This is a genomic window from Methylobacterium sp. BI1, from assembly GCF_056680125.1.
In genome coordinates this window covers 1463505-1481038 of the sequence record NZ_CM155267.1, presented here as the reverse complement: position 1 = coordinate 1481038, position 17534 = coordinate 1463505, and the positions used below count along the sequence as shown (strand labels likewise).

Sequence of the window (17534 nt, the reverse complement as noted above, 5' to 3'; positions counted from 1 at the left end):
GGCCCGTCGGGGCCGCCGGTTTTTTTGCTGACACGGGCACGCGGCTTACGCAACCCGGCTCGGGGCACGAAGGCGCCAGATCACGGCCGAGCGCTCCGCGGGATCGAGGGCGATGCGGTGCGATTTGCCACGCAGCTCGAACTTGTAGCCAAGCAACAGGTCCTCGACCTCGACCGCGCCATGATCGGGCTGGCCCAGCAGCCAGAGGGGAACCTCGTACGTGCATTCCTGGCGGTTGCGCGGATCGAGGTTGACCAGCACGAAGATGCAGTTGTCCCCATCCGGGGTCACCTTGGCGTATCCGATGATCTGGTCGTTGTGAGCGCCGGTGAAGACGACGTTGCGGAAGTCCCACAGAGCCGGGTTATCGCGCCGGATCTGGTTGAGCTTTATAATGTGGTCGCGGATGTTGCCGGGCCGGTGGTAATCCCAGGCCTTCAGCTCATACTTCTCCGAGTTGAGGTATTCCTCCTTGCCCGGGTAAGGCTCGGCCTCGCACAACTCGAAGCCGTTGTAGATGCCCCAGACGCTCGACAGCGTAGCAGCCAAAGTCGCGCGCACGATGAAGCCCGCCCGTCCACTGGTCTGCAGGTAGATCGGATTGATGTCCGGCGTGTTGGCAAAGAAGTTCGGCCGATAATATTCGCCCATCTCGCCAGCCAGATCGGTGGAATAGGCGATCAGGTCCGGCTTGGTATCGCGCCAAGTGAAGTAGGTGTAGCTCTGCTGGTAGCCGGCCTTGGCGAGCTTCTTCATCATCTTCGGCCGTGTAAACGCCTCCGCCAGAAAGATTACGTCCGGGTAGCGGGCATTCACTTCACCGATCATCCATTCCCAGAACGGGATCGGCTTGGTGTGCGGGTTGTCTACGCGAAAGATCCGCGCCCCGAGTTCGGCCCAGCCCATGACGATATCGCGGAGCTCGATCCAGAGGGACGGCAGCGCGCCGCCGTAGAAGTGGACGTTGGAAATGTCCTCGTATTTCTTGGGTGGGTTCTCGGCGAACTTCAGTGTGCCATCGGGACGCCATTCGAACCATTCCGGGTGGTTCTTGATCCAGGGATGGTCCGGCGAGCACTGGATTGCAAAGTCGAGTGCGATCTCCATACCGTAGGCGTGACTCGCCGCCACGAGGCGCCGGAAATCGTCGAGGGTGCCGAGGTCCGGATGCACAGCCTCGTGGCCACCTTCCTCTGACCCGACCGCGTAGACCGAACCGACATCCCCGGGCAGCGCCTTCAGGGTGTTGTTCTTGCCCTTGCGGTTGGTCTTGCCGACGGGGTGGATCGGGGTGAAATACAGCACGTCGAAGCCGAGTTCGCGGATCTCGGGCAAGCGCCGGATCACATCGTCAAAGGTGCCGTGGCGGTTGACGTCCATCGATTGTGAGCGCGGGAAGATCTCGTACCAGGCCGAGAACCGCGCCGCGAGGCGATCGGCGATCACCGGCACGTTCACGGGATAGCGCGAGAGGTTGATCCGCGGCGCATGTCGACGGATCAGATGCGCGTTGGCGGGCGCCAGCATGAGGTCGAGCTGTCCGGCAGAACCGGACGACTGAGCCTCTAGATCGCTCACGAGAGCCTTGAGCCGATCGCTGTCCGAACCCGTCGCGTTCTCGACGGCCGCCATCACGAAGGCGACGCCCTCAATGGTCTCCAGGCGGACATCGACCCCGGCGTCGCGCTTCTTCAAGGTGTCGCGGACCCAGGACGAATAACCGTCGCGCCAAGCCTGTATGGTGAACTCATATCGAGCGTTGCGCAGGAGCGGGAAGTGGCCACCCCAGCGATCGTTGTCGACGAACACCATGCGGTCGGCCCGCCATTCGGACTCGCCGACGACACGAGACAGGATCTCGGCATCGATGATCTCGTGGCCGTCGCTGAAGATGTCGGCGGTGACCTTGACGCTCTCGCCGACGACGCGCTTGACCGCGGAGCGTCCACCATCGAGTTCCGGCATGACCGCCTCGATGACGACCCGGCCCTCGCCACTGGGCGTGCTCGGCTTCGGCGCCGTTTTCACGCCGGAACGCTCCGCGGCGAGGATGCGTACCTCGCCCGGTGCCAGTGCCAGGGCGACGCCCGGGCGGAAATCGATCGGCTCCGCCTCGGGGGTCCGATCGATGAAGTCGCCGAGCATGCCACCGGTCCGGGCCAGAAGGGCCTCAGGCTTCACCGGCACGGCGGACTCTGTCGGGTTGTACAGCACCAAGGTGGCGCTGCGCGCGGAAGCACCGTGGCCGGTGTCAAAGCGCAACAGGGCAGTGTAGGGCGCATCCGGCGACGATATCCGTGCCTGGGCACCCTCGACATTGGCAGCCGGAAGCTCGGAACGAAGAGCATTGATCGCTGCAATCGAAGCGGAGATGTCGATGCCGGTATCGGTTTCACGCACCTCCGGGGTCGTCTCGACCACGTGCAGGGCACGCTGGTAGCCCCATTCGTAGCCGATGGGCATCAGCACGCCGGCCGAGAAGAAGGCCGACAGGGCGTAGCGCGCCGTCAGATGACGGGCGATGGCTGCGGCGTCGCCGTCGAGGTCGGCCGCCAAGCGGGCCATATCGTGATTTTCGGGGAAGGCGATGGAGGGCGCGATGACCCGCAGGCGCTCATATTGGTCGAGCGCCCAGGAGGCCTTCAGGTCCCACCAAGCGAAACTGTTGAACAGGTAGTCGAACCCAGCACCTGCCGTGGACTGCGCCTCCTCGAAGGTACAGCCGAGGGTCTCGGCCGCGAACAGGCAATCCGACTCCAAAGCCTTCGCGGCACCGATCAGGTCGCACCAGACGGTCGCCGGCACCTTGTAGGCGGCATCGCAGCGAAAACCCTGTACGCCGAGGTCCTGCAGGCGGTTCACGTAGCCCGACCAGAAGGCCGTCAGTTCCCGGCGTGATCGTTCCGAATGATAGTCGAGTTCGGCGAGATCGCCCCAGACCGTGCGGATCGACGGATCGTCGGGGTCCACCGCATAGGGGCTCTCGATCTGACCCTCGGCATCCCGCACAAAGAGGTCCGGACGCTGGCTGGCCAGGGGACCATCCATGGCGGTGTGGTTGATGACGAGATCCGTCATCACGCTGAGGCCGTGGGCCGCGGCAGCGGCGCAGAACCGGCGGATCTGCTCGTCGTCCGAGGTTCCGTCCTGGTCGCGGAATCGCTCGTCAAGGCGGTCCGGGTCGGCCACGGCGTAGAGGCTGCGTGACCCACCGGTCTGGTGGAAGGGGTTGAGATAGACCCAGTCGAACCCGAGGGCGGCGATCCGGGGCAGTTCGGCGGTCCATGCGGACACCCGGCCGACGAGAAGCGGGAAGAGGTTGTAGATGCGAGGGCCTTCCGCCCGGGGCGCGAGGGTTGCGGGAAGCGGCACCTGACCGGCTGCGGTCCGCTGGGCGGCGGTCGTTGCGGGGCTGGGTGCGTTCATGCGTGCTCCATCTCGTCTTCTGCGTGCACGGCTGAGGAGCCTGAGAGGGGCCACCTGAACCGGCGAGCGGCTGTCCCACGGACGGTACAGCCGTGACGGGGAAGGTCGATCCTTTCCCCGCATCGATCGTGTCGGTACGCCCCACTGTTGCGCGGCGTTCGATCCGCCGTCAGCGGATCCGCTTCAGGACGGCATAGGGCAGACGCGCGAAGGCCCGTCCGAGTTCGATCTGGCCACCCTCGGAAACGACTTCGTCGCCGGTGACGAGATCGACCCAGGCTGAGCCGGGCGCCACCGCCACATCCGTTCCGGCAAAGGCCTCACTCGACCAGAGGACGTCGCCGACGAGGCGCGCGACGAGGCGCGGTATCGCCACCACGAGGTCTCCCTCGCCCGTCGTCGCATCGGAACGTGTAAATGCGATCACATGCTCCGCATGCGGACCGGACACTGGAAGCGCCTGATAATCGGCATCGGCGTAGAAGCTCGGGCGGGCGGCGCGATCGGCCAGGAGCCGGGCGAGGGTCGCTTGCTTCACACGCCCGTCCGTCCAGTGCTTCAGAAGATCGGCCGCTGGCGCGCCCTCCTCGAGGGCACGGGTCAGGGCCGGATAGTCGACCGGACGCCGGTTGTCGGGATCGACGAACGAGAAGTCCCAGAACTCGGTGCCCTGATACGTGTCGGGCAGGCCGGGAAGGGTCGCTTTCAGCACGGTCCGTCCGAGACCGGCGATCATGCCAAGGTGGGCGAGGCGCCTCGCGAAGGGACGTAGCTGTTCCAGGAATATGGAGCCTGGCGCGATGAGCCGGGCGAAGAGTGCGTGGACCGCGCCCTCGTATTCCTCGTCGACGTTGACCCAGCTCGACCGTCGCTTGGATTCGCGCAGGGCCTTCTCGGCGTAGGCGTCGAGCCGCTGCCGGAAATCCTCGATCGCCGCCGAATCGTCCACCTCCAGAAGCTCCAGCGGCCAAGCACCGAGGATGGCCTGGAAGAACATCCACTGGTCGTTGGCGTCCGGCACCGGCTCCTTGTCGATCACCGTCAGGTGGGGCTGGGCGAGGTTCGTCCACGTCTCCCAGGCAGCAGCCCAATCCTGAGGAATTTCCGACAGGGCGAGCAGGCGTGAGCGAGCATCCTCGCCACGCTTGGTGTCATGGGTCGCCGTCGTGATCATCGCGTTCGGCCAATCGCGCGCCCGCGCGGCCTGAAGCGCGTGGAAGTGCTCCGCATCAAGACCGTACTCGCCCGGATCGCCTCCGACCTCGTTGAGGGCGAGGAGTTCGGCGAAACGATAGAACAATGTGTCTTCCAGGCTCTTGGCCATCACCGGACCGGTCAGCTGCTGAAAGCGACGGCGGAAGCGCAGAATCACCTCCGGATCGGGTCGACCCGGGCCCGTCACGTCGATACGCCCAAGCATGGCGTCCGCGGCGAAGTCATGCACGGACCGGTCCGGCAGCGCGCTCCAGCGCTTGGCCTTCTTCACGGCCGTCTCGATGAGACGGATATCCTCGTCCTCTACATCGCTCTCGTCGAGATCGCCCGGCAGATAGCTGCGATAGGTCGGGAAGCGGGCGATTATCTCGATAAGCGCCCGGCGGATCGCATTTACGGAAAAATCGCGCGTCCGCCGGTCGGCATCGGCGACCGCCTTAAGGTCGGACGTCATGACCTCGAGCTCAGAGGCGAAGCTGATCTCCAGAATTTCGGCCTTGGCGGCGCGGAGCATGAACTTGTACGGCTCGTCGAACTGAGTGCGGCTTTCGTAGAGTTTGCGGATTTCGGCGCGCTTGCCCCTGTCGACGAGAATGCCGTCGAGTTGGTTCAAGACATCGTAGCCGGTCGTTCCTGCCACGGGCCAGGGCCGCAGGCGCTCACCGGGTTCGAGGATCTTCTCCACCACCACATAGAAGCCCGGGCCGATGGCGGCCTGGAGCGCCCGCGCATAGCCGACCGGGTCGGCGAGGCCGTCGATGTGATCAATGCGCAATCCGTCGATCCGTCCCGCCTCGATGTGACGGAAGATCGTCTCGTGCGAGCGCTGGAACACGTCGGACTTCTCGACGCGAAGGCCCGCAAGCCCGTTCACATCGAAAAATCGACGGTAGTTGATGTCGCTCGCGGCGATCCGCCAATGGGCGAGACGATAGGATTGCTGCTCCAAGAGCCGGTGCAGGGGACCGAAGCTGTCGGGGTGACCCTTCGCGCCGTTGAGGAGCTTCAGCGTCCGGCCGATCGCGGCCGCAATGGCAGGTGATGCCTCGACGGCTTCCACGAGGCGTTCCTTCAACTCCTCCGCCTCTGCAGGGAAAACTCGGCGACGCTCGTCGCTCGTGTCCTCGCCCATGAGGCGCAGGCGCTCCGAAATACCCAGCACCTCCAGCGCGGCCGCGTCCTCGATGTCCCCCAGGGCTGCGAGCGAGCGGTTGAGGATCGTCGGATATTGCAGCGGGCAGATCGGGAATTCGTGCTCGTAGTGCCAGATGCTGAAGGCACCCTTCTCCGGGTCGAACTTCAGCTCCAGCGTCCCCTTCTCAAGGGCTTCGCCGTAACGGTCGCCGAGGAAGGGCACCACGAGCTTGTTCTTGGCGCCAAGCCGCGACCAATCGATATCGAAGGCCTCGGCCGAGGGCGAGAGCCCCCCCCATTCAAGAACGGAGAGCCACCAGGGATTGTCGGCTCCGCCGACGCCCATGTGGTTCGGGACGATGTCGAGCAACAGCTTCAGGCCGGCGCCGTGCAGGGCGTCCGAGAAGCGGGCGAAGCCCTCCTCGCCGCCGAGCTCCGGGTTGATCGTGGAATGGTCGACGATGTCGTAGCCGTGCGTCGAGCCGGGCCGGGCCTTCTGGATCGGCGACGCGTAGACGTGGCTGATGCCGAGCTTGGCGAGATAGGGAACGATCTTCTCCGCATCCGCGAAGGTGAAGTCCTTATGGAATTGCAGCCGGTAGGTCGACCGGGGCGGAGCGGAAGCGAGGCGCGCGGCGCCCGAACGCGGCCCACGATCCTCGGCAGCGAGAGAGGCGGCGAGCTTGGCGAGAGGTCCTCCCGGTGCAGCGATGCTCTCCAGGGTACGATCAAGCTTACGTCGCCAGTTCGGATAGCCCTCAGTCGAGCCCGGCACGTTGGCTTGGGACAGCTCTGACACGACGTCCTCGTACTGGACCGCCGTGAGCATGGACGGCGCGCGGCCGAGGTAACGGGCGGCGGCCTCGAAGGGCGCCGCCTCGGGCGGGTCGTAGCTCGGCAACAACTGCTCGGAAGCGAGCGCCTCCGTCAGGCGGGCACGCTCCTCGACGCGCTCGCGGCGCTCTGCATCGGCCCGCTCGGAATCGTAGAGCCCGAGGGCTTGGCGCGTGTCGGTGTCGACGCCCCGCCACCAGCCGACGAAGGTAGGCAGGTCGTGGGTGGTGATGGCCGTGAGGGCATCGCGGGGATAGGCAGCCGGTGGCTTGAACCTTGCTCCCTGCTCGCGCTCGAAGGCGAGGATTCGGTAGCTTAGGATGCCGGCCTGCATCAGGGCGTCGGAGAACCCCTCCGGTGCGGTCCCGAGGTCTTCGGCGATCACGAGGCACTTGGCGCGATAGCTCTCCAGGCGCAGCACCGCGAGCATGGGCTCGAAGGGCATCGCCACGTAGGCCCCCTCCTTCGCCGAGCGCCCGACCGGGATCAGGAAGAGGCGCGCGAGCTGGAATGCATGGTCGATCCGGATCGCGCCGGCATGACGCATGTTGGCGACTACCAGGGCGCGGAAGGCTGCAAGCCCGTCGCGCTCCATCTCCAGGGGATGGAATGCCGGCAGGCCCCAATCCTGACCCTTCGGCGCGAGCAGATCCGGCGGCGCTCCAATGGAGACGCCGTTGGCGAACCGCTCGGGATGCGACCAGATCTCCGAGCCGCCGCGGTCGGCGCCGACGGCGAGGTCGCGATAGAGCCCCAGGCGCATACCGGTGGCGAGCGCCGTGTTGGAGGCGTCTTCCAGCTGCCGATCCGCGCGGTACTGCAGCCAGATGTGGTAGGTCACGGTATCGGCATGGGCCTCGGCGAAGGCCCGCACGGCGGGTGTCCCGTTGCGGCGCATCTCCTCCGGCCAGTCGCCGAGCCACTGGGCGCCCTGGGCCTGATAATGCTCGGCGAGCGCTTCGAAGGTCCCGTGCGCTTCGAGGTCCTCTCCACCGGCGGACCGGAAGGCGGCGAAGCCCGCATCCGTCCCGTCACGCGCCGCGGATTCCTCCCAGAGGACCCTCAGCACCGGCGAGAGTACCGCCCAGATCCCGGCATGCTCGACGAGCTTGGCCTCGCGCAGACTTTCCACTCGGTCCGCCATGGAAGCCAGAAGATCAGCCGCCTTCGAACCGACGAAGCCCGGCAGGACGCCGGGTTCGATGAAGAGGGTTTCGAGGAAGAGTCGCGACGAGGGGGAGTAGGGTGAGATCTTGGTGCGATCCGTGGCGAACAGCGCATGGACCGGGCTCAGGCCCAGGAATGACGCGCCGCGCAAGCCCGCATCCCGCGCCGCCCGGCCGGCATCGGCATAGGAGCCGATTCCCAGATTGTCGGGCGAGCGCAGTCCGTAGAGCTGTGCTGCGAGCCCCCAATCGCGGGCGCCCTCGTCGGCATAGGCCCGCGGGCGCCAGCAGCGCTGCGGCGCCGAGATCACCCAGGAATCCGAGCGATGTTCGCCGAGAGTGACTGAGAGGTGATGATAGCCCGGGGTGAGCGGCGGCAACTCGAAGTCGGAGCCTGTGACCGTGACACGACCCTCACGGTGATGTCCGCGCTCGTCGACCAAACGCCAGGACAAGGTTCCGTTGACCCCTTTGATTTGGATCGGGACGCTGATGGCGCGGCGGGCTTCGGCCGGCAAAAGAGGCGGGATCAACCCGCTGCGCACGGCCGCGACTTCGGCAAGGCTGGCAGCAATGTCGGTATCGGTCTCAACCGGGAAGCCCAGAGCGGCGATCATCCCGCGCCGGACCTCCAGCGCGGTCTCCACGGGCTGACCGAAGGCATCAGTATAGCCGGCGGCGACGCCGAGAAGGTCGGCAAGGCGTTCTAGATCGCGGCTCATCAGTTCACACCCGTCAGGAAGACACCCGTCCAGGACGGAAGTTCGATCGATCCGTTGCCCGACCCGCTCGACCAGATGACCTGACCACTGCCGCGTTCGACCGAGAAATCATCTGTGCCGACATTGGCGACGAAGCGCAGCCAGCCGCCCGCATAGGTCCATCTGCAGTCGACGACGTCGGGCCGCGGCAAGGACGCCTTCGCGCCCAGGTAACGTGTCTTCGTGAGCGGCACCACGCTCTGCTGCCGGATCTGAAGCAGGTTGCGGGTGTCGGCCAGCACCGCGCGGTGTGGCGGCTCCGAGCGCTCCGACCAGTCGATGCGCGAATCCGTAAAGGTTTTCGCTTCGGTGGGGTCTGGAATCACCGAGGTGTCGTCAGCGAAGGCCGCGAAGCTCTTAAACTCCCGGCGGCGTCCCTCGCGCACGGCCTTATTCAGTTCTTCATCCGGCGCAAAGTCAACGAAGAACAGGAACGGCGCGGTCGCCGACCACTCCTCGCCCATCCACAACATCGGGATCTGCGGGCTCAGGAGTAGCCCCGCCCGGGCGAGCGCGACTTTCTGCGGATCGCATAACGCGCTCAAGCGCTCACCCAGGGCTCGGTTTCCGACTTGGTCGTGGTTCTGGAGGAACGTGACGAAGGCCGACGGCGGCAGGTGGGCCGAGGGCTCACCGCGGGGATGGTTATCGAGGGTCGGGAACGGCTCGCCCTGATACGCGAAGCCCTCAGATAGACAGCGAGCGAGGTGCTCGACAGGCTTGTCGGCGAAGCTCGCATAATAGCCAGCATCTTCGCCGGTCAGGAGTACGTGCCAGCAATGGTGCAGGTCATCGGCCCATTGCGCGTTGTGCTGGATCGCTTGCCCCTGCGGATCGCGCTCGAGCCAGCGGGCTTGGTTCGCCTCGTTTTCAAGAACCAAATGGATGTGGCGGCCTGAAAGTCGCCCACGGATCGATTCCGCGAGCTCACCGATGAAATGCTTCTCGGAATCGTCGAGGATCGCATGGACGGCGTCGAAGCGCAGACCGTCGAAATGAAATTCCTCGAGCCAGTACAGGGAGTTCTCGATGAAGAAGTCACGGACCACGCGTCCACTGGTCTCCCCGTCGAAATTGATCCCGGCGCCCCAGGGGGTCTGGTGTCGCTCGGTGAAGAAGGTCTTGGCGTAGGCGTTGAGGTAGTTTCCGGCCGGCCCGAAGTGGTTGTAGACGGCATCGAGGAAGACCATCAGCCCGAGGGAATGCGCCTTGTCGACCAAGGCCTTGAGGTCGTCCGGTCGGCCATAGACACTGTCCGGGGCGTAGGGCAGAACCCCGTCGTAGCCCCAGTTCCGCGTGCCCTTGAAGTCGGCCAGCGGCAGGAGTTCGATGGCGGTGACGCCGAGGTCGCGCAGATCCTCGAGCTTGCCTTCGAGCGCCACGTAGGTGCCTTCCGGCGTCGCCGTTCCGACGTGAAGCTCGTAGAGAACGACCTCCTCCCAGGGGCGTCCGGTCCAGGCACCGTCGGTCCAATCGTAAGTCCGCGGGTCGATCACCTCGCTGAGGCCGGAGATGTCGTCGGGCTGAAACCGCGATGCCGGATCCGGCACCACGAGGTCGCCGTCTATGCGATAGCCGTAGCGCGCGCCGCCGGCCGCGTCCGAAACCGTGACACGGCGCCAGCCTTCACCGGTTTCCGGCATCGGATGGTCAGCACCATCGAGGACCAGGCTGACCTCTTGAGCGGTCGGAGCCCAGAAAGCGAAGCGGACTCCGTCCTTCCCCACTTCGCTGCCGAATGCCATGCTGTGGGCGCGCCGCATTAAGCCACCATCTTCCGTCTCTCGCATTCGTCGGGGGACGTGAGCGTCCGTCGCACCTTGCAGAAGCCGGCGCGCCCGGTGTTGTTCCCTGCGTGATCACTGTCGAGGTAAGGCGCGGCTCGGCGACGACAACCGCTAGCTGAAAGAGTTTTGTGCACTGCACCGATTTCCCAGCGTCGAGCCGAACGCGGTCCGACACTTGCCTCGCATGGGACGAGCACGGTCGCTACGGTATGAGATCGAAGATGACAGAGATTGATGAGGTGCTGGTTCTGGCGAGGGCCAAGCTGAACCTCGCCAGGAAGGGGCATGGAGAGCGATGCTGGGACATCGACGGCGCCGAGGCTCACCCAACCTCCGAATGCCCCCTGCTGCCTCTTTCGGAAGCCGAACGGGAGGAATTCCTGGAACAGGCCCGTTATGAGCTGCACCGTGAGGGCCCGTCAGGCTGACCTCTTGTCGAATTTACAATCGATGGTGTTGGTCCGTCGTCCGCTCATCCCCGATAGGCCGAAGCCGGCCTCGCGCGCAGGACGTAGATCGCTTGCGGATCGAGGCGGAGTCCGGCCCCGGGTGGGAACAGGGCCTGTCCGGCCGGAACCGCACCGGTCTGCCTCGTGGTGTCGAAGATGGCCGTCCAGGGGCCACCGATGATTGGCGCCAGGGTGAAGTCGCAGGGCTCCTCGGCCGCGTTGACGAGGATGAGGAGGCGGTCTGCCTGTGGCAGATCATTGCCGATCTGCATGCCGAAGGCCTGCCGATCGGAATCCGCCCAATCCCCAGCGCTCATTTCAGTGCCCCCCGGGGCGAGCCAATGAACGTCCCGGAGAGGCCCGTCATTGACCGGCGCACCCGTGAGATAGTCGCGCCGTCGAAGGGCGGGCTGCTCGCGGCGAAGGCGCGTGAGGTTTCCGACGAACGTCGTCAGGCTGAGGTCGGGATCGGTCTCCCAGTCCATCCAACTCGTAGCGTTATCCTGCGCGTAGGCATTGTTGTTGCCGCGCTGACTGCGCGAACGTTCATCGCCCATGAGCAGCATCGGTACGCCCTGCGCCAAGAACACCGTTGCGAGGAGATTGCGCTTTTGGCGAGCGCGTAGATTCAGGACAACGGGATCGGTGGTTTCGCCCTCGACGCCATAATTGCGAGACAGATTGTGCCCATGCCCATCGCGATTGTCCTCGCCATTGGCGAGATTGTGCTTCTCCTCGTAGGCGACGACGTCGGCAAGGGTGAAGCCGTCATGAGACGCAGCAAAGTTGATGCTCGACAGCGGCCATCGCCCGGATGCGGCGAAGATCTCGCGTGAACCCGACAATCCCTGTGTAATCTTAGCCAGAGTGCCGCGATCGCCGCGCCAGAAGCCTCGGATGCTGTCGCGAAACTGATCGTTCCATTCACTCCAGCCGCGGGGATAACCTCCCAGCTGATACCCCCCGGCACCGATGTCCCAGGGCTCGGCTATCATCTTCACGTGGGCGAGGATGGGATCCTGGGCAACGGCCTGGAAGAAGGCGGCCTTCGGGCTGAAATCATGCGGGTTGCGGCCGAGGCTCGTCGCCAGATCGAAGCGGAAACCCGCCACGCCGTAGGCCGTCACCCAGTGACGCAGGGAATCGAGCACCATCTGCATGACGCGCGGATGGTCGAGATCGAGGGTGTTGCCGCAGCCCGTACAGTCGATTTCCTCGCGGCGATTGTCCGGCTTCAGTTTATAGTAACTGGCATTGTCGACGCCGCGGAATGAAAGGGTCGGGCCGGTGTGATCGGCCTCTGCCGTATGATTATAGACGACATCCAGAATCACCTCGATTTCGGCGGCGGCGAGCTCGCGGATAGCCGCGCGCAGGCCGCCGATGCCGGCCGGGCCGCGGTAGCGCGGATCGGCAGCGAAGTAGTTCAGCGGTGAGTAGCCCCAGAAATTCACGAGACCTTTCTCAACGAGGAAGCGATCGTCGGCGAAGGACTGGATCGGCAGGAGTTCGACAGCAGTAACGCCGAGTTTCAGCAGGTGTTCGATAATCGCCGGATGAGCGAGCGCCGCATAGGTGCCCCGTGCCGCTTCCGGCACATCTGGATGAAGCTGCGTCAGCGCCTTGACGTGCGCCTCGTAGATCACCGTCTGAGACAAGGGCCGCCGAACCGGGCTTACCGCGAGGTCCGGTACCTCTGGCGGCGTGACGATGCCACGCGGCATGAATGCGGCGCTGTCGCGCCGATCGATCTGATCGGCACGCTGGAGGCCGCGGCGATGGCCGTAGAGTGAATCGTGCCAGCGGATGCGACCCTGAATGTCGCGAGCATAGGGGTCCAGGAGCAGTTTGGCGGGATTGAAGCGGTGGCCTTGCGCAGGATCCCAGGGACCATGGATACGGTACCCGTAGAGCTGGCCCGGGAATACGCCGCGCAGGTAACCGTGCCAGACGTCGTCTGTACGGCAGGGGAGTCGAATTCGCCGGGTTTCATGGCGCTCGCCTGCATCGAACAGGCAGAGGTCGACGGCCGTGGCGTTCTGTGAGAACAACGCAAAGTTGACACCGCGCCCGTCAAAATGCGCGCCGAGCGGCGCCGGTACGCCGTCATCGACGCCGATCATGTGGTCAGTTGCGGTCAAGAAGCTGGTGCCGTCCCGGGTTTAGGCGCCGCCGGGCGACGCAGACAGATTACTCCGCAGCAGCTGCGGCACGGGGCGGTTCACGCTCGATCGTTCGGAAATTCTCGAGTTCCGCCATGAAGTTGCGTGCCCACCAGTCCACATCCTCGCGCGTCATGCGCTCGACCATCGGCTTCCAGCGCTCGAGGCGCTCACCGCGCGGCATGTAGAGCGCGGTACGGATCGCCTCCGCGACCTCGAAGCGGTCGTAGGGATTGACGAGGAGCGCCTCGGGCAACTGCCGCGCAGAGCCGGCGAACTTCGACAGCACGAGGACGCCGGGATCCTCCTCGGTCTGCGCGACCACGTACTCCTTGGCGACGAGGTTCATCCCATCGCGCATCGGTGTGACGAGACCGACGCGCGCCGCACGATAGAGCCCCGCCAATACGGGGCGCGGATAGGCCTTCGTGACATACTGGATCGGCGTCCAGTTCGGCTCGCCGAGGGTACCGTTGATGTGCCCGACGGTCTCGTTCACCTCTCGGCTGAGGTCTTCGTATTCGGGAACCTCGGTGCGGGATTTCGGCGTGATCTGAAGGTAGACTACGTTGCCGCGCTGGTCAGGATTCGATGCGAAGAAGCGGTCCACCGCCTCCATGCGCTCGGGTACACCCTTCGAATAATCTAGCCGGTCGACGCCGATCAGAAGCTTGCGCGTCCGCAGGCCCGCCATCGTCTCGCGGACGGTGCGGTTGGACCCGGCATTCTCGGCCGCCTCCTTGAAGCCGGCCACGTCGATGCCGATCGGGAAGCTACGGATGCGCGTACGACGACCGTCAACCATCAGCGACCCGCCGCCGAGAGGGATCGCCCGCAGTTCGTCGATGAGGTTCCGGGTCAGATTGTGCACGTCCGGATCGGTCTGCAGGCCAATCAGGTCGTAGTCCGCGATGCCGCGCAGAAGATCGCCGCTGGCAGGAAGCGTGTTGAACACGTCAGCCGCGGGCCACGGGATGTGGTGGAAGTAGCCGATTGGATTCGCGATCCCGAGACCACGAAGCTCGGAGGCCAACGGCAGTAAGTGGTAGTCGTGCACCCAGATTATGTCGTCGGGCTCGACGAGGTTCGCGAGGGCTCGGGCGAAGATGCGGTTCACGCGCTGGTAACCGGCATAATCGGAGCGAGAGAAAGCTCCGAGGCCGAGCCGATAGTGCATGATCGGCCAAAGGGCCCGGTTGGCAAAACCGCTGTAATACTCCCGGTGATCCTGCGGTGACAAATCGACCACAGCGTAACTGATATGACCCCGATCGATCAGGGTCGGTTCGCTGGACGGGTTCTCGACGACATTGCCGCTCCAGCCGAACCAGAGGCCTTCATAGGCGGTGAACGCCTCCTTCACGGCCACTGCGAGGCCGCCCGCCGCGACGGCTTTTCCCCCTTCCTCGGGGATTGCAACGCGGTTCGATACGATGACGAGACGTGCCACGAAGCCGGCTCCGGTCCTCACGGGTCTCGCGCAGAATCGCGCGCGACCAGAATGATACATTGGGTGAACGCGCGGAAGCCAAGCGCGATCCGTCGGTGTAGCCAAGCGCGTTCGATGGACCTGGGTCAAGGCCTGAATGCGTGGGGTTCACGGCAAACAAATCCTCATCGAACCATCTCCTGTCCAATTCGGGCGCGCCGCGTTGCCCCCCGTCGGACCTCATCTATCACCTCAACGGTCAAGCTTCCGCAGCTTACCGAACGCCAGCTGAACGGAGGCTGACGTGTGTCGGGCCATGCTCTGGTCAAGGCACGGTGCTTGAGGGCGGAACCGTGTCTCTTCCGCTGCTGTTTAACCGTCGCAACTGCCAGTTCTTTTCAACTCGTGTCGAGGAGTATCACCGTGACCGCAAACCAACCCCCAGGCCCCACGGGCGCGGAGCCGGCGAACCAGACGGCCGATTGGAAGGCCCTTCGCGGCGATGTCGAGGGTATTGCGGATGTTGCGGCCGAGCGTGGCCGAAGCTTCGTCGAAGCGGCTCGTTCGCATGCGACCGACTACATAGACCAGCGCAAGGGTGACGCTGCGCGTTCCGTCACCGACCTCGCCAAGTCAGTTCGGGAATCGAGTAAGACCTTCGAGGCACAGCCGAACATCCGTGCTTTCTTCGACAGCGCTGCCGATGGTCTCGAACATCTTGGCTCCTCGATCGAAGAGCGCAGTTTCTCCGAATTCTACGAGGACGCAGAAGCGTTTGCCCGACGCGCGCCAGTGGCCGTCGCGGTCGCCACCTTTCTTACCGGCTTCGTGGTGGCCCGTTTCATTAAGTCGACGAGCGCTGCTCCTCTGACCGATACCTATCCAACCCACCATCGCCTCTAAGGACCGTTCGATGACCACCGGTCCGCAATCCAGCATCCAGGGCCTGATCGGCGACGCCCTGCGGGAAACCAACGAACTCGCGCGGAAAGAGATAGCTCTCTTCCGCAACGAGATGACCAGCAACGTTCGAGCGCTGTTCATCGGCCTCGGGCTTCTCGTCGGCGCCGCTGTGTTCGGCGTCGTCGCTCTTTTCGTCCTCGTCGACGCCCTGGTGAAGTGGCTCGCCACCGTCGTTCACTCAGAGGCACTGGCAGCCCTGATCGTGGGCGGCGTCCTCCTCGTCGTCGCAGTGGCCCTCGCCCTGATCGGGCGGAATGCCATGTCGCTCTCGACCCTCGCCCCCGTTCGGACGACCCGCCAGGTTCGCGAGGACGCCCGTACATTGTCTGAGAGGGTCTCGGGATGACCGAATCGTTGAACGAGCTCGAGAAGGACATCGAGGCGAGCCGGGCTCGTCTCGATCAGACCATCGACCAAATCCAGGAGCGCCTCTCGGTTTCCAGCATCGTCGATGAGATGCTGGGCAATGCCCGGCGCACGCCCCTCAGCGGGGCGTATGACGGGGCTCTGGAGGCCGTCCGGCGCAATCCTGTTCCGGTGCTATTGATCGCCGCAGGAGTCGGCTGGCTCATCCACCGCATGTCGACCAATCAGACGACGCCAGGCATTCGCCGGCGTGCGCGCCTTGCGGTCGACGGCCTCCCGGTCACGAAGACCGGCGCGGACCGCGTGTACGACCCGGACCTCCCAACGCAGCACCCCGTCAACCATCTCTCCGGCGAGACCCAGATTTAGTCCCTCGCAGGGCGATCGCATGTAGCTCGACCCGGCCCCAGCGGCCTTCGGCGACCCTTAGGAGTAACCCATGAGTTCGACACAGAAACCCGGTGACGAGCACCGCTCTCTCCCCGACGACATCGCCCTCGCCGCCGGCATGCCGCGGGGCCACCTGTCCGAAGGCTCCCTTCACGATGTGCCGAGTCCTGGCTCTCACCACACCGGCACTCAGACCCATAGCATCTACACGACGGAAGGCGGCCATGCCGGTTCGACCGCAGACGAGGTGAAGGCGCGCGCCAACGACCTTCGCGACCGCGCGGCCGAGACAGCCGGCGATGTCCGCGATCAGGTTTCCGATAAGGTCCAGAACCTGCGTGAGCGCGCCTCGGATGTCTACGATGATGCGCGGAATTGGGCATCGGACACCCATCAGGAAGGACGTCGTCGGATCAATGAGTTCAGCGAGCGCAGCGGCGGGCGCCTCCGGGATGGTCGCTCGGCCGTCGAGGATTTCGTGTCCGAGAACCCGCTTCTCGTCGGCGTCGTCGGGCTTGCGGCCGGTCTCCTGATCGGCGCTCTGCTGCCGCGGACGCGTACCGAAGACGAGAACGTCGGCCCCTGGGCGGACGAAGTGCGCGATCAGGGCCTTCGTTACGCCCGCGATGTGACGCATCGCGGGCGGGAGTTCGTGGCGACCGCCCTCGATCCAGAGAATCTGAACGCCGCCGTCCAGCGTGCGACCGGCAACGAACAGCCTGACGTCGGAGCTCCGACCGAATCCTCGCCGGTGTCCTCCGCGACTAGGCCGCATTGATCCGACACGCGAAACTCACGCGTCTGCATGAAAGGGGTGGCACGCGATCGTGCCACCCCTTTCCGCGTCGAAGGTCTCGAACGCCTCGACGATGTTGAGCTCAGCCGTTATCGGAAAAACCATGAAGATTGCCGATTGCGAGATCCTGATCCTGCCGGGCTATGCCGGCTCCGAAGACGAGCACTGGCAGGCTCGCTGGGCCGATCGGCTTTCGACAGGTCGGATCGTCGATCAGGAAGACTGGCATCACCCCAACTCCGAGGCTTGGCGCGCGCGGATCGTCGAGGCCGTGAACGGGGCGAACCGCCCCGTGATCCTGATCGCGCACAGCCTCGGCGTCGTGGCGGCGGTGCAGGCCGCCCCGGGCTTCGCGCCCGGGATCGTGCGCGGCGCGCTCCTCGTGGCGTTTCCGGACGTGGAGACGACGCCGAACCTGCCACCCAGCGTCACCGATTTCGCGCCGGTGCCACGTGATCCCCTGCCCTTCCCGTCCCTGGTGGTGGCCAGCCGCAACGATCCGTACTGCAGCTATGCCCGCGCCGAGGACTTCGCCTATGCCTGGGGGGCAGTCGTCTTGGATGCGGGCGAGTCTGGACACATCAACGTGGCGAGCGGGCATGGCCCCTGGCCGGAAGGTCTGATGCGCTTGGCCGGCTTCATGAAGACCCTTTAGC

Annotated in this window: 11 protein-coding genes; 6 read left to right on the top strand and 5 right to left on the bottom strand. The window is 65.0% G+C overall.

Features of this window, described 5'->3' with window-relative positions; genetic code table 11:
* Positions 1-45: 45 nt before the first annotated feature.
* The 3 genes from AC1MGR_RS07065 to treZ form a co-directional block, all read right to left on the bottom strand.
* Entirely contained in the window at positions 46-3426 is a 3381-nt protein-coding gene (locus tag AC1MGR_RS07065) for a maltotransferase domain-containing protein (RefSeq protein ID WP_480234117.1), read from the bottom strand.
* 169 nt (positions 3427-3595) lie between these two features.
* The gene (locus tag AC1MGR_RS07060) at positions 3596-8497 is read right to left on the bottom strand and encodes a malto-oligosyltrehalose synthase (RefSeq protein ID WP_480234116.1); all 4902 of its coding nucleotides are present in this window, start codon (positions 8495-8497) and stop codon (positions 3596-3598) included.
* Positions 8497-10299: a malto-oligosyltrehalose trehalohydrolase gene (gene treZ / locus AC1MGR_RS07055; RefSeq protein WP_480234115.1), complete on the bottom strand. Its 1803-nt coding sequence runs from the start codon at positions 10297-10299 to the stop codon at positions 8497-8499. Before treZ ends, AC1MGR_RS07060 begins: the two co-directional genes overlap by 1 nt.
* A gap of 245 nt (positions 10300-10544) precedes the next feature.
* On the opposite strand from treZ, the gene AC1MGR_RS07050 reads away from it, so the two are divergent.
* Positions 10545-10751 (top strand): hypothetical protein, encoded by a 207-nt coding sequence (locus AC1MGR_RS07050; protein WP_146180496.1) that lies wholly within the window; start codon positions 10545-10547, stop codon positions 10749-10751.
* 44 nt (positions 10752-10795) lie between these two features.
* Here AC1MGR_RS07050 and glgX read toward each other — a convergent pair whose 3' ends face one another.
* On the bottom strand, positions 10796-12895 hold the full coding sequence (glgX, locus tag AC1MGR_RS07045) for a glycogen debranching protein GlgX (RefSeq protein WP_480234114.1): 2100 nt from the start codon (positions 12893-12895) through the stop codon (positions 10796-10798).
* A gap of 67 nt (positions 12896-12962) precedes the next feature.
* Complete coding sequence (locus AC1MGR_RS07040) at positions 12963-14384, bottom strand: trehalose-6-phosphate synthase (RefSeq protein ID WP_108037857.1); 1422 nt, start codon at positions 14382-14384, stop codon at positions 12963-12965.
* 402 nt (positions 14385-14786) lie between these two features.
* Between AC1MGR_RS07040 and AC1MGR_RS07035 the strand changes: the two genes are divergently transcribed.
* The 5 genes from AC1MGR_RS07035 to AC1MGR_RS07015 all read left to right on the top strand — a co-directional run bounded on the left by AC1MGR_RS07035 (position 14787) and on the right by AC1MGR_RS07015 (position 17533).
* Entirely contained in the window at positions 14787-15266 is a 480-nt protein-coding gene (locus AC1MGR_RS07035; RefSeq protein ID WP_480234113.1) for a hypothetical protein, read from the top strand.
* 10 nt (positions 15267-15276) lie between these two features.
* Positions 15277-15672 (top strand): phage holin family protein, encoded by a 396-nt coding sequence (locus AC1MGR_RS07030; protein ID WP_056475805.1) that lies wholly within the window; start codon positions 15277-15279, stop codon positions 15670-15672.
* A complete protein-coding gene (locus AC1MGR_RS07025; RefSeq protein WP_108037861.1) occupies positions 15669-16061 on the top strand; it encodes a DUF3618 domain-containing protein in 393 nt (130 codons plus the stop codon). The genes AC1MGR_RS07030 and AC1MGR_RS07025 overlap by 4 nt, the downstream gene beginning before the upstream one ends.
* Positions 16062-16131: 70 nt before the next feature.
* Positions 16132-16860, top strand: a complete 729-nt coding sequence (locus AC1MGR_RS07020; protein WP_480234112.1) for an ElaB/YgaM/YqjD family protein — start codon at positions 16132-16134, stop codon at positions 16858-16860.
* Between the two features lie 121 nt (positions 16861-16981).
* Entirely contained in the window at positions 16982-17533 is a 552-nt protein-coding gene (locus AC1MGR_RS07015) for an RBBP9/YdeN family alpha/beta hydrolase (RefSeq protein ID WP_480234111.1), read from the top strand.
* Position 17534 lies beyond the last annotated feature (1 nt).